The organism is Streptomyces sp. NPDC055815, assembly GCF_053616475.1.
This window is the reverse complement of the sequence record NZ_JBSHDU010000024.1, coordinates 71,604-88,097: the sequence shown is the minus strand read 5'-3', so window position 1 is coordinate 88,097 and position 16,494 is coordinate 71,604. Positions and strand designations below refer to the sequence as shown.

Sequence of the window (16,494 nt, the reverse complement as noted above, 5' to 3'; positions counted from 1 at the left end):
TCTCAGTGTTAGCGTGCTGACCCATGGATAGCCGTCCTGATCAGCACGAACGCTTTATCGGACGGGTCCGCGAAACTGATGCGCTGGCCCGCGCCATCGCTACGGCCCACTCCGGCGGCGCCACGATGATGGTCGTGGAAGGTCCTGCAGGCATCGGCAAGACAGCCCTTGTGGGTCATGTCCTCAGGACCGTGAGCACACGCACAGAACAGAACAATCTTCATACTTTCCGTGTGACAGGGGTCCCCTGGGAAGCGGATCTCCCCCTCGGCGTCGCGGGCCAGCTGCTCCGTGCCGGTGGAGCCGACGCTTCAGAATTGCCCGACGGCGCAGCTTCGGATGCGGTGCTGAAGGCAGGGCTGGCTCTGCACCACCGGTGGACGCAACAGCAAGCGCAGAGGCCGCTCGTCGTCGTCGTCGACGACGCTCAGTGGGCCGACATCGAGAGCCTGCGCGCCATCAAGTCGGCGGTGCGCAGGATGTCGCACGAACGTGTTCTCGTCCTTCTGGTGGCACGGGATGCTCCTCATGACCTTCAGGACGCGGACGAAACGCCACACGCACAGCTGCCGCCCAGAGCATTGGCCGTCCTCGATTTCCTTGAGGGGTGTCGCACTGATGCCGTACGTCCGGGGCCGCTGAATCCTGAGGAGGTCCGCGTCCTCGCCCAGGAGAACTGGGGAATCGCCCTGGACCTTCCCTCCGCCCGCCACCTGTGCGAACACACCCTCGGCAACCCTCAGTACCTCACGCAGCTTCTGCAGGAGCTGCCGGCCGATACCTGGCACGAGTGGCAGCCGGAGCTTCCGGCCCCGGCGCGCTATACCGCAGATGTCCGCCTCCGACTCGCCCGGTGCAGCGAGTCCGCCCAGGCCTTGGTAAGGGCCTGCTCCATCCTGGGCAGCGACATTTCACTTGCCGAGGCCGCTGAACTGGCGGAAATCCGCGACCCTCTGCGAGCGGCGGACGAAGCCCGTGCAGCAGGCCTCCTCACGGCCACCCTCGACCCCGGGCATGCACAGCTGAACTTCACCCACCCGCTGGCCCGGGCAGCCGTCGTCAGCCTCATCAGCCTGACGGATCGCGCCACACTGCATGAACGCGCCGCTGTGCTCATCACCGACCCCGGTCGACGGCTCTTGCACAAGGTGGCCGTGGCCACCACTACGGATGACGCCCTGGCCGACGAACTTGATCGGTACGCAGCCGAGCGTGCCTCATCCGGCGAATGGTCCACGGCCGCCAGCACACTGGTCCGGGCCGGCAAGCTGACAGGTTCGCAGACTCTCCGGCAGGACCGGATACTCCGCGCCGTCGATGCCATGGTCGGCGCCGGAGACATGCCACAGGCAGCCATGTTCGCCGCCGAACTGGAGCGTTTCCCCGCGAGCACCTTGCGCGACGTCGTCCTGGGCTACCTCTCGATCATGCGCGGGCGCCCGACGGAAGCAGACATGTTCCTCACCCAGGCATGGGATCGCTGCGACCCCGAGCGCGACGAGGACCTCATGGCGATGATCTGCCAGCGCCGCGTCCTCCACTCACTCGGCCGCTGGAACGGAAACGACATGGTCACCTGGGCGCAGAGGGCCATCGAGCTCGCCGCCCCGGACGACCCCTCGGCCGTCGAATCGGAGGCTGTCCTGGGCCTCGGCCTGGCTGCCATGGGAAGACCAGCCGACGCCGTCACCGCATACGAGTCAGCCGCAGCCAGACTCCCCGCCGGCGCTCAGCCACAGCGTTTCCGGTTGGGGCGCGGCTGGGTGGACCTCGCCCTCGACGCACCTGAAGCCGCCCGTCGCAGGCTCGAGGCCGCGGTCCCCACCAGCTACCGCATGGGATCCACCCGCATCTCGCTGTGGGCACAGAGCTGGCTTGCCCGTACCCAGTTCCTGCTCGGGGTCTGGCCGGAGGCCCTGGAAAACGTACAGCGGTCCGCGCGGCGCCTGGCCGAAGTCAGGATCGAACTCGTCCGCCCGATGGTGCACTGGACCGGTGCACAGATCTACGCCCTGCAGGGCAACTGGGTCATGGCGGACCACCACCTCAACGAAGCGTCAGCCGATCTGCACGACTACGAAGTCATGCTGCTCCCGTCCTGTCTGGCTCGTGCACACGTCGCCGAGGCACGCGGGGAGTACGACCGGGTCATCGAAGCGCTGTCCCCCATCGTCCACCTGTCACCACGAGAGGCCGTCAACGAGCCGGGATTCTGGCCATGGCCTGACGTATATGCCAATGCACTGGTGCTGACCGGCCGCCTGGACGAAGCCGACTCCTTCCTCAGCGAGCACGAGACCCTAGCCTCCCGCCGAGGCCGCCACTCGGCCCTGGCCCGTCTCGGCCTGGCCCGTGGCCGCCTCACTGCAGCCCGCGGAGACATCGAGACGGCCCGCAAGGATTTCGAGCAGGCGCTGGCCCACCTCGAGCGCCTGCCACTCCCCTACGATCGCGCCCGGGTCACCTTCGCCTTCGGCCAGACCCTGCGGCGCGCCGGAAAGCGCCGTGAGGCAGACACGGTCCTGAAAAATGCCCGCGATGCGTTCGTCAGGCTCGGCGCCCAAACCTACGTGACGCGGTGTGACCGTGAACTCCAGGCGGGTGGCGTCCACACAAGCCGCAGCGACCCCGGGCTGGCGCAGCTCACGCCTCAGGAACGGGCTGTGGCACGGCTCGTCGCCGCGGGATCGAGCAACAAGCAGGTAGCTCTTGAGCTGTATATCTCCGTGAAGACGGTGCAGTACCACCTGACGCATGTCTACACGAAGCTCGGCATCCGTTCCCGGAGCGAACTGGCAGCGCTGTTCCGGGAGACCGCCTCGGCGGATTGAGCACACACGGGCTCTTCAGCTGGATAGTCACTGGCAGTAGCCACAGACGGCAGGCCTGCCGTGCGATACGCCGATGCGGCCACCGGCTCCCCCGCCGCCCGGGTGTGCCCCTCGCTCAGCGCCTCGGACAGCCGGATGCGCCGGGGAAGCTTGATCGTTCGATGACGGCCGGCTTGATCATCTCCTCCCCTCCGGCGATGCCGCTGAGGGCGTCGGGCCGGGGAGGCTCGAAAAATTCAATACTCATTGACAAAATTATGAACGGGTCGTACAGATTGATGTCACCCGAACCGCCCCCGCCCCTACGCGGCCCTCGAGCCCGCCGCTCCCGCCTTGCAGAGCGGGTTCTGATGGCCGCGCTGGAGGGCGATGCCCGTCGATCGAGCGCGGCCTCGAGCGGCGAGAGCAGGCCTCCACATCTGTCAGGGGCGTGCTGGAGGGGGTCGGCACTCGAGGACTGATCACTCATCCCCTGGAGGACAAGGCCATGAAGAAGACAGTGACCTCATCGGCTGTGACCACAGATCCGAGCGGACCGGACAAGGGGGAATTCGGCGCCGATGAGCGGGTCGTCTTCACTGGCGGCACCGTCCTGACCTGCGACCAGGCGGACACGGTGGCCGAGGCGGTTGCCATCGCCGGCGGCCGTGTGCTGGCCGTCGGGGATGACGACGCGGTTCGCTCGGCGGCCGGTCCGGGCGCGCGGGTGGTCGATCTGGACGGTTCGACGATCATGCCGGGACTGGTCGACACGCATCCCCATGTCATGCACCTCGGGGTCATGGCGTATCCCCTGGTAGACCTGACCGATGCGGTCGACCACGACGACATCGTGGCGAGGATCGCCGCCAAGGCCGCTCAGACACCTCCCGGGCAGTGGGTGATGACAACGCCGGTCGGGGAACCGAGCTACTTCCTCCGCCGCTCATGGCGCGACCTCTCGGAAGGCGAGCTCCCTTCGCGCCAGGTCCTCGACCGCGCCACCTCGGAGCACCCTGTCATGATCCAGGCGTGGGGTCCGACCACGCCGAACGTGATGGTGCTCAATTCGGCCGGACTGCACGAGCTCGGCATCGACAGCGCCACCTCTGACCGCATCGGCGGCGTCGAGATCGAGAAGGGGCCCGGCGGTGCGCCGACCGGTCGGCTGCGCGGCCGCGTCAACACCATCTACAGCGGTGACGCTTTCACCGAGGGGCTGATGCGCAAGCTCCCCATCCTGGACCTCGCCGCGATCATGCCTGGTACCGAGCTTGCGATGCGCCAGAACAACGCTCTCGGCGTGACAACCGTCTACGAAGGCCACGTGCTGGACTTTCCCGAGATCGGCGCCTACCAGGCCCTGCGCGATGCGGGGAAGCTGACACTGCGCGTCCTGTGCTGTCCGGAGGCACAGCCGAACGGCATGCCGTGGAGCAGGGAGTACGACGACGACGAGTTCCTCGCCCGCCTCGAGCAGGCGGCCGGCCTGGTCCAGCGCACCGACGACATGCTGCGTGTCGACGGCATCGCGATGGGGCGCGGCGGCCCGTGCGGTCCCGGCATGCTGCTGATGCGCGATCCCTATCTGGGCCCCGACGGGAAGCCCACGCTGGGCACGACGTTCCTGAGTGAGGAGCGTGCTGCGACGGTCGCCCGGTTCGCGTACGAGCGCGGGCTGCGTCTGAACATCGTGACTGCGGGAACTGCCGAACACGACCTGAACTTCGACCTGCTCGAGAAGATCGCCGACGGGGGTACGCTGCACGCCGACGGCCGAGCCTGGCTCCTTCAGCATCTGTACTTCTTCGAGCCGGAGCACGCGCAGCGAGCGGCTGCGCTCGGCCTCGATGTCACGACCAGCATGTCGTTCTCCTGGGGCAAGGGCGAGCTGGCCCGGGAGCGGATCGGTGAGCACATGCTCGAACACCTCATCCCGCTCCGGAGGCTGCTCGACGCCGGCCTGCACGTCGGCTGCGGTACGGACTGGGGACCCAAGAACGTCTTCGAGCAGATCGCACTCGCCATCGAGCCCACGTACGCGGGCAGCGGAGCTCCCGCGCCGACGCCTGGCGTCACACGCCAGGAAGCGCTGGCGATGTGGACCCGAGAGGCCGCTCATGTGCTGCGCTGGGAGGGCATCGGCTCGCTCGCACCCGACAACTGGGCAGACCTCTGCGTAGTCGATCGGAACCCGCTGACCTGCCCGATCGAGGAACTTCCTGGCACGCAGGTCCAGGCGACCCTGCTCGGCGGCGAGCTGGTACACGGGAGCTTGTAGCCGCCGCACGGCCGGGCAAGCCGGTTGAACGCGCAGGCTCCTCCTCGTCAGCGGTCCGCCTCTGGTGAGCCCGGCCGAAGTACTGGCAACTGATCGCGTGGCCTGTGCCGTCCGGTTGGGGCCGTACGCCCCCGCATGGCAACGCGCCGGACAGCACCCCGCGTCGCCTTTTCTCTGCCATCAGGTCGGGTACACCTGACCCCTTCCCTCATGTTCCACCCGAGGCCGTGGCGGCCGTTATGGATGACCGCCGCGGCTTCGCCGTGCGCGACGGCTACCGTCGGCCGTTCCGCCCCGGGGCTCAGTATTCCCACGACAGAATGCCTGTACGCATCGTTCAAACTCCTGCCACATAGTATTGACTCTTTCCAGCCCTTGAACTTAACGTCCTTCCATGCACCCGAAGAGGTAGGGGGCACCAGCAAAAGCGGGTGTCGCCGACCAGACCGAAGGGCGCGGTGACCTTCCAGAGCCGGCGTCCGCAGGGCGATCCGGCCACATGCAGGGAACGACGGGAGGCGCCCCGAAAACCAAGGGGCACGCCCGGTTAAAGCAAGTGACGAACTCCCGTTCCAGGACCAGCACATCCGGGCTACGTGCGGCGCTGACCACCCTCTCCGCCGAAAGGCGCGTGAACGCGTCCCCGTGCGATGCGACGGCGCATCGCACGGGGATGCACCAATCCGCTGGAAAACGCTTGTCACGAGCCCCCGAAGAGATCAAGGACAGGCACCATGGACAGATCCGCCGCCGGGCAGGAAGTGAAGTCCGGCCCCTCGACTCACGCTCCGGATGAGGCAGGGGACAGCACGCTGCGCCAGAGCCTGAGCGCTTGGCACCTGATCTTGCTGGTGGTCGCCGCAGCTGCCCCCATGGGGGCAGTGGTCGGGATCGTCCCCGTCGCCTTCGCCTTCGGCAACGGCGCCGGGGTTCCTCTCACCGTCCTCGGCGTGAGCGTGATCCTCGCACTGTTCTCCGTCGGCTACTCGGCGATGAGCCGTCGGGTCGTTTCGACCGGCGCCTTCTACTCCTACGTGACGCGAGGGCTGGGTGGCGTGCCCGGGCTCGGGGCCGCGTTCGTGGCGATGTTCTCGTACACGGTGATCGCCGCCGGGGCGCTCGCATATTTCGCCTACTTCGCGCAGGCGGCGGTGGCCGGCCTGTTCGGCTGGGCCCCCTCGTGGATATGGTTCGCCGCCATTGGCGGGCTGCTCGTGGCCGCGCTGAGCTTGCGGGGGATCGACATCAGCTCGCGCGTCATCGCGGTACTGGTTGTCGCCGAGTTCGCGATCCTCCTGTGCCTCGTCGTCAGCATCATCGGGCACCTCGGCACTCGCGCGTTTCCCACCGAGTCGTTCTCGCTCCATGCGGCCGGCTCGGGCGCGCCGGGCATCGCGGTGATGCTGGTCTTCACCTGCTTCATCGGTTTCGAGTCCGCGGCCATGTACTCGGAGGAGACCCGCGACCCGCACCGGAGTGTGGCTCGTGCCACCTATGGGTCCGTCGCCCTGATCGGCGGTTTCTACATCCTGACGACTTGGGTGACGGTCGGGGCCATCGGCAGCGGACGGATATCCGAGGCGGCGAACCAGGCCACCGGAAGCCTGTACTTCGGCCTGGCGGAGGAGTACCTGGCGCCGTGGGTGATGCAGGTGATGGCGGTGTGCATGGCGACCAGCATGTTCGCCACGACGCTTTCGTTGCACAACGTCGCGAGCCGGTACCTGTTCGCGCTGGGACGCCAACGATGCCTTCCCAGCGCGGTCAGCCGGGTGCATCCCCGGTACGGCAGCCCGGCCACTGCGAGCATCGTCGTATCGATCATCCTCGCCCTGATCGTCGGCATCAGTTTCGTCGGCGGTGTCTCGCCGATGGTTGGGCTGGGGACCGTTGCGGCAGGCCTGGGGACCGTGGGGATCATGGCCCTGCAGTGTCTGGCGTGCCTGGCCTTCGTCGGCTACTTCCGCAGGAACGGCGGAGGGACGGTGTGGTCGACGACCATCGCTCCCCTTCTGGCGTTCGCGGGGATGAGTGCCGGCGTCGCCCTGGCCGTGAGCAAGTTCGACCTGCTCATCGGGGCAAGCAGCGTGCTGGTCAACGTACTGCCCGCTTTCATCGCCGTCGTGTTCGCCGCCGGCGCGGGGTACGGCCTCTGGCTGAAGTTTCGGCGCCCGGACCGGTACCGCAGCGTGACGGAACACCTGACGGCCTGACACCTGCAGACGAATCGCTTTACGCGTCGTACAATTACTATACTCGGCGTTCATTCACCTCTTGCCGAGGAGGATCAGTCGACAGGAGACGTCATGACGACCGCCAGCAAGTGGACGGCCAGGGCGCTGATGGCCCGCCGGAGGGCCACGCTGGGGCCGCACTCCCCCACCTTCTACGCGGAACCGCTCCACGTGGTGTCAGGGGAGGGAGTGTGGCTCCGCGGAGCCGACGGGGTCGACTACCTGGACGCCTACAACAACGTCCCTCACGTGGGCCACTGCAACCCACGGGTTGTCAGGGCGATCGCCGACCAGGCCGCCCGCCTCAACGTCAACACGCGCTACCTGTCCGAACATGTCGTGGAGTACGCCGAGGCTCTCCTGGCGACCTTCACCCCAGACCTGGACAAGGTCTTCCTCACCAACAGCGGGTCTGAGGCCAACGAGCTGGCCCTGCGTATCGCGCGTCAGCGCACGGGAAACACCGGCCTTCTGGTAACCGACTTCAGCTACCACGGCAACACCACGAGCCTCGCCGTACTCACCACGGGACTGCAGGTCAAGGAGGCGCTGGGCTCGCATGTCCGCCCGCTTCGGATACCTGACCTCGACAGCGACCCCCGCTCCGAGGAAGTGGTGCTGGCCGAGGCGGTGGAAGAGGCCGCAGCCGCAATCGCATCCCTGCAGGCCGCAGGGATGGGCGTCTCGGCCTTCCTCTTCGATCCGCTCTTCTCGACTGAAGGACTGCTGCGCACGCCCTCGGGTTACATCGAGGCGGTCGCGGCCATGGTCCAGGAGGCGGGCGGGCTGATCATCGCCGACGAGGTGCAGTCCGGTCTGGGCCGGTCCGGCGCCGAGTTCTGGGGGCACGAGCTGTACGGCATCGCGCCCGACCTGGTCACCTTGGGCAAGCCCCTGGGCAACGGGCACCCCTTGGGCGCCGTTGTCACCACCACCGAGCTGCTGGACGAGTTCGGCGCGGCGAATCTCTACTTCAACACCTTCGCCGGCAACCCCGTGTCGGCTGCAGCAGGCATTGCGGTGCTCCGCGAGTCGGCCGACCGAGAACTGCAGAGAAACGCCCTGGAAGTCGGTCGTCACGCCCGCGACCTGCTGGAGAAGCTCGCCGACCAGGACCACCGGGTCAAGACGGTGCGGGGACAAGGGCTTTTCTTCGGCCTGGAGTTCATCGACAAGAACGGCAACCCGGGTACCGAGCAGGCGAATTGGATCGTCGAGGACATGCGGCACCGCGGGGTGCTGATCAGCAAGATCGGCCCGCACGGCAACGTTCTCAAGATCCGTCCGCCGATGGTGTTCGAGCACACGCACGTGGACCTGCTCGTCGAGCGCCTCTCGGCGAGTCTCGACGCGATGGAAGCCGATGTACGCCGCTGCACTGTTGCGCCTGCGGCGCCCCGCACGACGAACGGAGCTGACGTGAGGCGTCGAACCGCCACAGCTGACACGACATTCCAGACGAATCTCTTCATCGACGGCCGCTGGCGGCCGGCGTCGAGCACGTTCGACAACCTGAATCCGGCGGACGGGACGCTGCTGGCCCGGGTATCCGCGGCCAGCGCCTCCGATGTGGACGACGCAGTCCGTGCCGCCCGCCGCGCCCTCACTTCCGGCCCCTGGAGCTCTGTTTCCGGCGCCGAACGAGGCCGGCTTCTGAACAAGCTCGCGGACCTCATCGAGCGGGACGCCGACAAGCTCGCTCGCCTCGAGTCCCTCGACATCGGCAAGCCGGTCACTCACCCGTCCCTGCTCGACGTGCCGAACACCGTTGCCACCTTCCGCCACTTCGCCGGGTGGGCCGACAAGATTCAGGGCAGCACGGTGCCCACCGCCGGTCACATGGGAAGCCCGACGCACTCGTACACGGTGCGTGAGCCGATCGGCGTCATCGCGGCGATCATCCCCTGGAACACGCCGCTGATGATTGCCGGCTGGAAGCTCGCGCCTGCCCTGGCTGCGGGCAACACGCTCGTGGTGAAGCCGGCTGAGGACGCTCCGCTGTCGGTCCTTCACCTGGCCAAGCTCATCGAGGAGGCCGGTTTCCCGCCCGGTGTCGTGAACGTGGTACCCGGTCTGGGGAGCGAGGCCGGCGCCGCGCTGGTCCGTCATCCGGAGGTCGACAAGGTCAGCTTCACCGGATCCCCCGCCGTCGGCAAGGAGATCCAGAAGGTCGCTGCCGATTCCTTCAAGCGGGTCACTCTCGAACTCGGCGGCAAGAGCCCCCAGATCGTTCTGGAGGACGCAGACGTCGAGGCAGCAGTCCAGGGGATCGCCATGGGCCTGTTCTTCAACCAGGGCGAGGTCTGCGCCGCCGGAACGCGCATCCTGGTCCACCGGTCCCTCTACGAGCGCGTCGTGCAGGAGCTGGCCAAGGCGGCGGACTCCCAGGTGCTCGGTGACCCGCTCGACCCGAACACCACGGTCGGAGCGCTGGTCAGCAGCAAGCACAGGGACCGCGTCCTGTCCTACATCGACAAGGGCCAGGCCGAGGGCGCGCGGCTCGTCGCCGGCGGCGGCAAGCCCCAGCGGGACGGGTTCTTCGTCAAGCCCACGATCTTCGCGGACGTCGACAACGAATCCACCATCGCGCAGGAGGAGATCTTCGGTCCGGTCGGCGCGGTGATGGTGTTCGACGACGTCGAGGAGGCCATCCGGATCGCCAACGACACCGAGTACGGCCTTGCCGCCACAATCTGGACCAAGAACGTCAGCCTGGCCCACACGCTCGCCCGGAAGGTGCGCGCGGGTGCGGTCTGGGTGAACGGCTGGGGCGCCATCAACCCGGCGCTTCCCTGGGGCGGCATGAAGGCCAGCGGTATAGGTCGAGAGCTGGGCTGGAGTGGAATCCTGGCCAACACTGAGGAGAAGGCCGTCACCATCGTCCTGTAATGGGACCTCGCTTGCGCTCCCGTGCCGCTGAGCCCTGTTGCAGCGGCACGGGAGCCTCGGCATGCACGCCTTTGAAGTCTCACTGCTCAGCGATCAGATCCGCGGCTCGCCTCAGGCGGTCCCCTGCGCCTCCGGATTCGCCTCAGATCTCGCCTGAGATCCGGATCGCCCTCCCAAAGAACCACCCCGTGGGCTCACCGGCCCGCCTCATCCGCTTTCGCACGAGGACTCCATGACCCAGCCCACGACGGACGCAGCCTTCTGGATCTTGCTGTCGTTCTTGGCCGCTGCCGTGTACCTCGCGGTTCGCAGCAGGAGGAAGGCGTCCAGGCAAACCGAGCGCGTTTCGGCGCTGGAGCAGCGTCTCGAGCTGCGCGACGCGGAGGCACGTCACTTGGTCGACCATCGGCTGCCCGCTCTGATGAGCCAAGTGCGGCACGGCCAGGAAGCCCTCATACCCGGACCACTGCACCGGGCCGAACTTGAGGGAAGCCCGTTCGAAGCGGCCATCGAAGGGGTGATCGACATCGTCCACAGCGTCACCGCGCACGCGGCAGACCGCGCTGAGGAAGCGGCGCAGGCCGCGGTGAAGACCGTGACCAGGTCGATGCAGGCCCTCATCAACGAACAACAGGCGGCCATCCTGGAGATGTTGCAGCGCCACCATGACGAGAAGGTCCTGCATGACGCGAGCGCGATCGACCACGCCAGCAGCCAGCTGGGGCGTCGGGCCCAGATCATCGGAGTCCTCACGGGATCCTGGCCGGGCCGGCAGCGGGTCAACACGCCGCTGCTGGCCGTGGTGCGCGGTGGAGTCTCACGGATCCGCGACTACCAGCGGATCCAGGTGATCGGCGAGCCGCCGGTCGCCGTGATCAGCCGGGCCGTCGAGCCCGTGGTGCTTGCCATAGCCGAAATGCTGGACAACGCAGCCCGCCACAGTGAGCCCAGCTCCCATGTCCAGGTGTGGTTCCTGCAGGCCCACAACGGCGTGAGCATCGTCATCGACGACTCCGGTGTCGGGCTCAAGCCGGAGGACTCCGCACTGGCGAAGAGGCTGCTGACCGGCAGTGAGCCGGTGCGACTCACCGAGCTTCGCAATCCCCCAAAGTTCGGTCACGCCGCGGTAGGGGTGCTGGCCGCCCGGTACGGGTTCAGGGCGAGCGTCGATGCCGAAGGGTCCCCTTTCGGAGGTGTGCGGGCGGTCGTCTTTCTCCCGAAGTCGCTGCTGGTCCCGGCTGGGGAGCACGAGCCTCCGCCCTACGAGCCGTCGTCCGCCTCCGCCCATGCAGTCATCGAATCCGCCGCAGCATCTGAGGCGTCCGGACCGCCCTGGGGCACCCCCTTTCCCGAATTCCCCTCGTCGGCCATGCCGGCCCCCCTCACCGATTCGCAGGCGCAACATGACTGGGACGCTCCCCTGCGCGCCGATGGCCTCCCTCAGCGACGACGTCGCCGACCCCAGCCGCAGGCAACCCCGCAGTCCCTTCCCCCCATGCAGCCGCCCACCAACCCCGGCAGCAGCCTCGGCGCGTTCGTGCGCGGTCGTCGAGCAGCTCAGCAGAACCCGGATGACCAGCAGAACCAGGACGAGAGGAACTCCTGACCATGAATCCCCGCAACAGCTTGAGCAACCTGGGCTGGGTGCTGGACGACCTGGTGCGTCTGCCGTACACCCTGCATGCCCTGCTGCTCTCGGCGGACGGTCTGCGTGCTGCTTCTTCGCAGGGTGTCGACCGCGATATGGCCGACAGGATGTCCGCTGCCGTCTCCGGGATGCAGGCTCTCAGCGGCCAGGCCGCAGAGTTCGCCAACTGCCAGAGCGCGCCCTGGGAGCTGACCATGATCCAGTACCGGGACGGCTACATCTTCATCATGGCCGCCGGCCAGGGCACCTATCTGGCGGTCTCGGCCGGCAAGGAAGCAGATGTCGAGTCCGTCTCGTACGCCATGGAGAAGGCCATCGGCCGGGTCGGGCAGGAGATGTATCTGGCCGCCCGGAACGGCCAGGGCGGCGTTTCATGAACCCGCCGAGCCCGCGTGGCAGGGGCGACGGACTGGTGCGTCCGTATGTGGTGACCGGCGGTCGTTCCGCCGCGAGCCGCAACTCCTTCGACCTGACCACGCTGGTGATCTCCCACTCCGGTATCTCGCGGGCGCCTCTCACTCCGGAACAGCGGCAAGTCGTGGAGCTCTGCCTGCCGGGCGCGCTGTCCGTCGCGGAGGTCTCCGGCCATCTCGGTCTTCCGCTCAGCGTGCTGCGCATTCTGCTCGCCGACCTGATGGACACCGGCCATATCACCACCCGCGCCCCGATCCCGGCCGCCCAGCGACGGGAAAAGAAGCTCTTGGAGGAAGTGCTCCGTGGACTCCGCGCTCTCTAACCCAGCCGCCGGCACGCATCTACGCGGCAACGAGGCAGCCGTGAAGATCGTGGTCGCGGGACATTTCGGAGTCGGCAAGACCACATTCGTCGGCTCCCTGTCGGAAATACGTCCGCTGCGCACCGAGGAGGTGATGACCGAGGCCAGCGTGGCCACGGACGACCTCAAGGGCCTTCCGCGGAAGACCTCCACCACCGTGGCCATGGACTTCGGTCGCCTCACCCTCACCGACGAAATCGTGCTCTACCTGTTCGGCGCTCCCGGCCAGCAGCGCTTCATGCCCCTGCTCGCCGACCTCACGCGAGGCGCCCTGGGCGCCCTGGTCCTGGCTGACACCCGCCGCCTGGCCGAGTCCTTCGACATCATCGGTGTAGTGGAGGAGCTGGGTCTCCCATACGCCATCGCCATCAACCAGTTCGACGACGCACCCGCATACCCCGTAGCGCAGCTACGCGGCGCTCTCGACCTGGCCGATGAAACGCCTCTGGTGATCTGCGATGCACGCGATCGCCATAGCTCCAAGCAGGGGCTGATCGCCCTGGTCGAGTATCTGCTCAGCCGTGAACCGGAGCCCATCCCATGAGTCAGCCCCCCATGTCTTCCGGCCCGTCGTTCGATGCCGGCAACGCCGAGCCGGACGCCGCCTCCGGTCGCTGCCCGTTCGACCACGGTTCGCTCCCCGCCTCCTGGCCGACTCCTCTCCATGGCGCCCACTTCAACGCGAACCCTCAGGCAGCCTATGAGCAGTTGCGCGCCATGGGCCCGATCGCCCCGGTCGAGATCGCTCCCGGCGTCCACGGAATGATCACCACTCGTTACCGGGCCGCCCTGCATCTGCTGCGGAACAACCCGGGCAAGTTCGCCAAGCATCCCAGCAACTGGGAGGCGCTGCGCAGAGGTGAAGTACCCGTCGACAGCCCTGCCCTGGCAATGATGCTGCCGCCCGAGAACGCGATGTTCATGGACGGCAAGGAGCACGTCCGGCTGCGGCAAGCGATCACCGACAGCCTGGAGCGTGTTGACACCCACGCCGTGGCAGGCTCCACAGCGCGCATCTCCGATTGCCTGATCGACTCCTTCGCCCACCGAGGCGAGGCGGACCTCATCGGGGACTACGCCGCCCGACTACCCACCGCAGTGCTGATCGACATGCTCGGCTGTCCGCCGGAGGTTGCTCGGCGCATGGTGGACGCATTCATCAAGATCTTCGATGCCTCGTCGGACCCCCGCCAAGCCCTCGCCGAGCTGGACGCCGCGGGCTTGGAGCTGGTCGCTCTGAAGCGCGCATCTCCCGGTACGGATCTGACTTCGTGGCTGATAGACCACCCTGCCCGGCTCACCGACTACGAGATGGTCCAGACGATCCTCCTTCTCATAGCCGCTGGTAGCGATCCCGCCACCAACCTCATCGGCAACGCGCTGATGCTGATGATCGGCGACGATCGGTTCGCGGGGGATGTGTTCAACGGGGTGCAACACGTGAGTGACGCGCTGGACCACGTACTGTGGACGGACCCGCCGATGGCCAACTGCTGCCCGCTCTATCCGCGTCGGGACATGACCTACGAAGGGGTCTCCCTCCGTGCTGGTGTGCCGATCCTGATCAGCTTCGCGATGGCCAATACCGATCCGTCCGTCCAGCCCGGCGGTGCTTCCGCGGCCGGCAACAAGGCGCATCTGGCCTTCTCCGCCGGCGTTCACGGCTGCCCCGCCTCCCATCTCGCCCGGCTGATCTGCCAGACCGCGGTCGAGCGGCTCCTGGACCGGCTCCCGGACCTCACCCTCGCCCGCCCTGCCGACCAACTCCCGAAGAGACCGGCCACCTTTGTCTCTGGCTGGGAGGTTCTTCCTGTCGCCTTCCCTGCTGCCACGACGGCAACGACACCACCCGTCACAGCCGCCGCGCACATCGCGGGGAATGATGCGCGGACCGCTGGAATCTCTCCCCCTCGGGCGCCGGCATCCTGGGGCCTTCAGGCCCCGTCTTCCCGCCCTGCTCCGCTGCCCAGGACATCTGAACCACATCGCTCCGCTACCGGGGCGAAACACCGGCGAGGCCGGTGGAGCTTCCTGGTCAGGCCCAGAGGAAGTTCCACCGGCTGATGCGTCGCCCGTCAGCCCGTTCGGGGACAGCTGGGTCGTCAGTGACGCAGCAGCAGAATCACCATGGCCGCGACCACGCCCAGGGCCAGGGCGGCAATGCCGTAGCCAAGCCGGTGCACACGCAGACCGGGCAGCAGCCGGTCGACCGCCAGACGGCCCGGGCCGGCCAGTGCGAGGGTAGCGGCGGCGAGGCCGATGAGGAGTTCGTACTCGATGCCGGTCGGGGCGAAGAAGCCGTTGCCCCACTTCAAGGCGATCGCGTTGATCATGGTGCCGGCAATGGCGGCAGCGGCCAGGGGCGTCAGCAGTCCGACGGCGAGACCCAGCCCGCCGAGCGTCTCGCTCAGGCCGGCCACGACGGCGAACGCCTTGGCCGAGGGGTATCCGGAGGCGGCGAAGAACTGACCGGTTCCTTCGATTCCACCGCCTCCGAACCAGCCGAACAGCTTCTGAGCTCCGTGAACGGCCATGGTCAGGCCGAGCGCAAGCCGCAGGACGAGAAGACCGGCGTCGTAGGTGTGTGACGTGGGCACGGGTGCAGGCCCGGTGGACGTGTCGGCCGAAAGGGACGGGGAGGCAGCGGTGGTGGCCATGAAGAGGTTGCTCCTTGAGGTCGGCAGCCCGAGATGGGCGCACAACGGAGAACTTGAAGTTTCAAGGATCATAGCAGTTGCTACAACTTTCAAGCAGTGAGAGTGTGCCCGGACCGGGAGGAGTGCAGTGCGCGGCGCAGCCCCCCTTCACCCCACCGTCGCCGGTCGGCCTCCCACCACATCCACGTCTTCCTGGAGTTCGCCATGCCGTATGCCGCAACCCCCGTGGTCCACTGGTCCATCGGTCCCGACGAAAGGCCGGATTCGCCTCTCGTGGTCGCCCTGCACGGACGGGGTTCAGACGAGGAGTCGTTCGCCCGGCTCGCGCCGCACCTGCCCGAGAAGGCGACAGTGGCTTTCGTGCGCGCGCCGATCGCCGAAGGCGGCGGCTATGCGTGGTTCGCCAACCGCGGGATCGGGCGGCCACTGCCGGACTCCATCTCAGCTACCGCAGAGTGGCTGTTCGGCTGGCTGGACACGGTCACAACGTCGCATAGTTCCGTTTCCCTGATCGGCTTCTCCGGCGGCATGGCCATGGCAGGCGGGCTACTTCTGGCGCAGCCCGCCCGTTTCGCTGCGGCGGCGCTCCTGTCGGGCACTCTGCCTTGGGACGCCGAGCTGCCCGGGGAGCCGGGCCGGTTGACCGGGGTGCCCGTCTTCTGGGGGCGCGACACCGAGGACACCGTGATCCCGGCGGACCTGGTGGAGCGCACCGGGACGTGGTTGCGCGAGCACTCGGGCGCGCGCCTGGAGGAGCGCCTCTATCCAGGCCTGGGGCACGGGATCGCCCTGCCCGAGCTGGCGGACGTCGCACTCTTCCTGGAACGTTCCTGGGATGGATCCGCCTGACTCCGAACCCTGCGGACGGCGCGGACAGGAGTGCCGTCGAGATCTTGAGCGAGCGGGCGACCAGCCCTGAAACCTGTTGCGCGGTACCCATCGGGCCGGTCGACCCCGACCTCAACCCGATCGATCACGCCCCCTCACTGCGACCGACCTACTCGACAGCCGAAATTTTCCAATTTCCTCGATTCCGGACCGGCAGAGAATACATCTCGGGTCCTCGCGAGGCTCCGGACCGGCAGCCGGGTCGCACCGCAGGGGCGATTTGAAATTCCTCGACGGGCGTGCACCCAAAGCGGATTCATTTCCTTGATGCTCACACCCACACCGAGATGTCAAATCACAAATGGGCAGGTC

General features: G+C 67.4%; 12 protein-coding genes. 10 read left to right on the top strand and 2 right to left on the bottom strand.

Annotated features, from left to right (window positions below):
* The first annotated feature begins 23 nt into the window (after nucleotides 1-23).
* Complete coding sequence (locus ACWGN5_RS17660; RefSeq protein ID WP_453515947.1) at nucleotides 24-2,831, top strand: helix-turn-helix transcriptional regulator; 2,808 nt, start codon at nucleotides 24-26, stop codon at nucleotides 2,829-2,831.
* Between the two features lie 115 nt (nucleotides 2,832-2,946).
* Here the strand turns inward: ACWGN5_RS17660 and ACWGN5_RS17655 are convergent, their stop codons facing one another.
* Nucleotides 2,947-3,078 (bottom strand): hypothetical protein, encoded by a 132-nt coding sequence (locus ACWGN5_RS17655; RefSeq protein ID WP_453515945.1) that lies wholly within the window; start codon nucleotides 3,076-3,078, stop codon nucleotides 2,947-2,949.
* Between the two features lie 240 nt (nucleotides 3,079-3,318).
* Between ACWGN5_RS17655 and ACWGN5_RS17650 the strand changes: the two genes are divergently transcribed.
* The 8 genes from ACWGN5_RS17650 (at nucleotide 3,319) to ACWGN5_RS17615 (ending at nucleotide 14,701) form a co-directional block, all read left to right on the top strand.
* The gene (locus tag ACWGN5_RS17650) at nucleotides 3,319-5,091 is read left to right on the top strand and encodes an amidohydrolase (RefSeq protein WP_453515942.1); all 1,773 of its coding nucleotides are present in this window, start codon (nucleotides 3,319-3,321) and stop codon (nucleotides 5,089-5,091) included.
* A 734-nt stretch (nucleotides 5,092-5,825) separates the two neighbouring features.
* Nucleotides 5,826-7,304: an APC family permease gene (locus tag ACWGN5_RS17645; RefSeq protein WP_453515941.1), complete on the top strand. Its 1,479-nt coding sequence runs from the start codon at nucleotides 5,826-5,828 to the stop codon at nucleotides 7,302-7,304.
* 93 nt (nucleotides 7,305-7,397) lie between these two features.
* On the top strand, nucleotides 7,398-10,214 hold the full coding sequence (styD, locus tag ACWGN5_RS17640) for a phenylacetaldehyde dehydrogenase StyD (RefSeq protein WP_453515938.1): 2,817 nt from the start codon (nucleotides 7,398-7,400) through the stop codon (nucleotides 10,212-10,214).
* 232 nt (nucleotides 10,215-10,446) lie between these two features.
* Nucleotides 10,447-11,820, top strand: coding sequence for an ATP-binding protein (locus tag ACWGN5_RS17635; RefSeq protein WP_453515935.1), 1,374 nt, complete (start codon nucleotides 10,447-10,449; stop codon nucleotides 11,818-11,820).
* 2 nt (nucleotides 11,821-11,822) lie between these two features.
* Complete coding sequence (locus ACWGN5_RS17630) at nucleotides 11,823-12,239, top strand: roadblock/LC7 domain-containing protein (RefSeq protein ID WP_453515933.1); 417 nt, start codon at nucleotides 11,823-11,825, stop codon at nucleotides 12,237-12,239.
* Nucleotides 12,236-12,598: a DUF742 domain-containing protein gene (locus ACWGN5_RS17625; protein ID WP_453515931.1), complete on the top strand. Its 363-nt coding sequence runs from the start codon at nucleotides 12,236-12,238 to the stop codon at nucleotides 12,596-12,598. Before ACWGN5_RS17630 ends, ACWGN5_RS17625 begins: the two co-directional genes overlap by 4 nt.
* Nucleotides 12,579-13,181, top strand: a complete 603-nt coding sequence (locus ACWGN5_RS17620; RefSeq protein WP_453515928.1) for a GTP-binding protein — start codon at nucleotides 12,579-12,581, stop codon at nucleotides 13,179-13,181. Before ACWGN5_RS17625 ends, ACWGN5_RS17620 begins: the two co-directional genes overlap by 20 nt.
* Complete coding sequence (locus tag ACWGN5_RS17615) at nucleotides 13,178-14,701, top strand: cytochrome P450 (RefSeq protein WP_453515926.1); 1,524 nt, start codon at nucleotides 13,178-13,180, stop codon at nucleotides 14,699-14,701. Before ACWGN5_RS17620 ends, ACWGN5_RS17615 begins: the two co-directional genes overlap by 4 nt.
* Nucleotides 14,702-14,739: 38 nt before the next feature.
* On the opposite strand, the gene ACWGN5_RS17610 is transcribed toward ACWGN5_RS17615, so the two are convergent.
* Nucleotides 14,740-15,294, bottom strand: a complete 555-nt coding sequence (locus ACWGN5_RS17610; protein WP_453515923.1) for a DoxX family protein — start codon at nucleotides 15,292-15,294, stop codon at nucleotides 14,740-14,742.
* A 204-nt stretch (nucleotides 15,295-15,498) separates the two neighbouring features.
* Here ACWGN5_RS17610 and ACWGN5_RS17605 point away from each other — a divergent pair, with 204 nt between their 5' ends.
* Nucleotides 15,499-16,143 carry an alpha/beta hydrolase gene (locus tag ACWGN5_RS17605; protein WP_453515921.1) on the top strand — a complete coding sequence of 215 codons (645 nt, stop codon included), beginning with the start codon at nucleotides 15,499-15,501 and terminating at the stop codon, nucleotides 16,141-16,143.
* The last annotated feature ends 351 nt before the right edge of the window (nucleotides 16,144-16,494 follow it).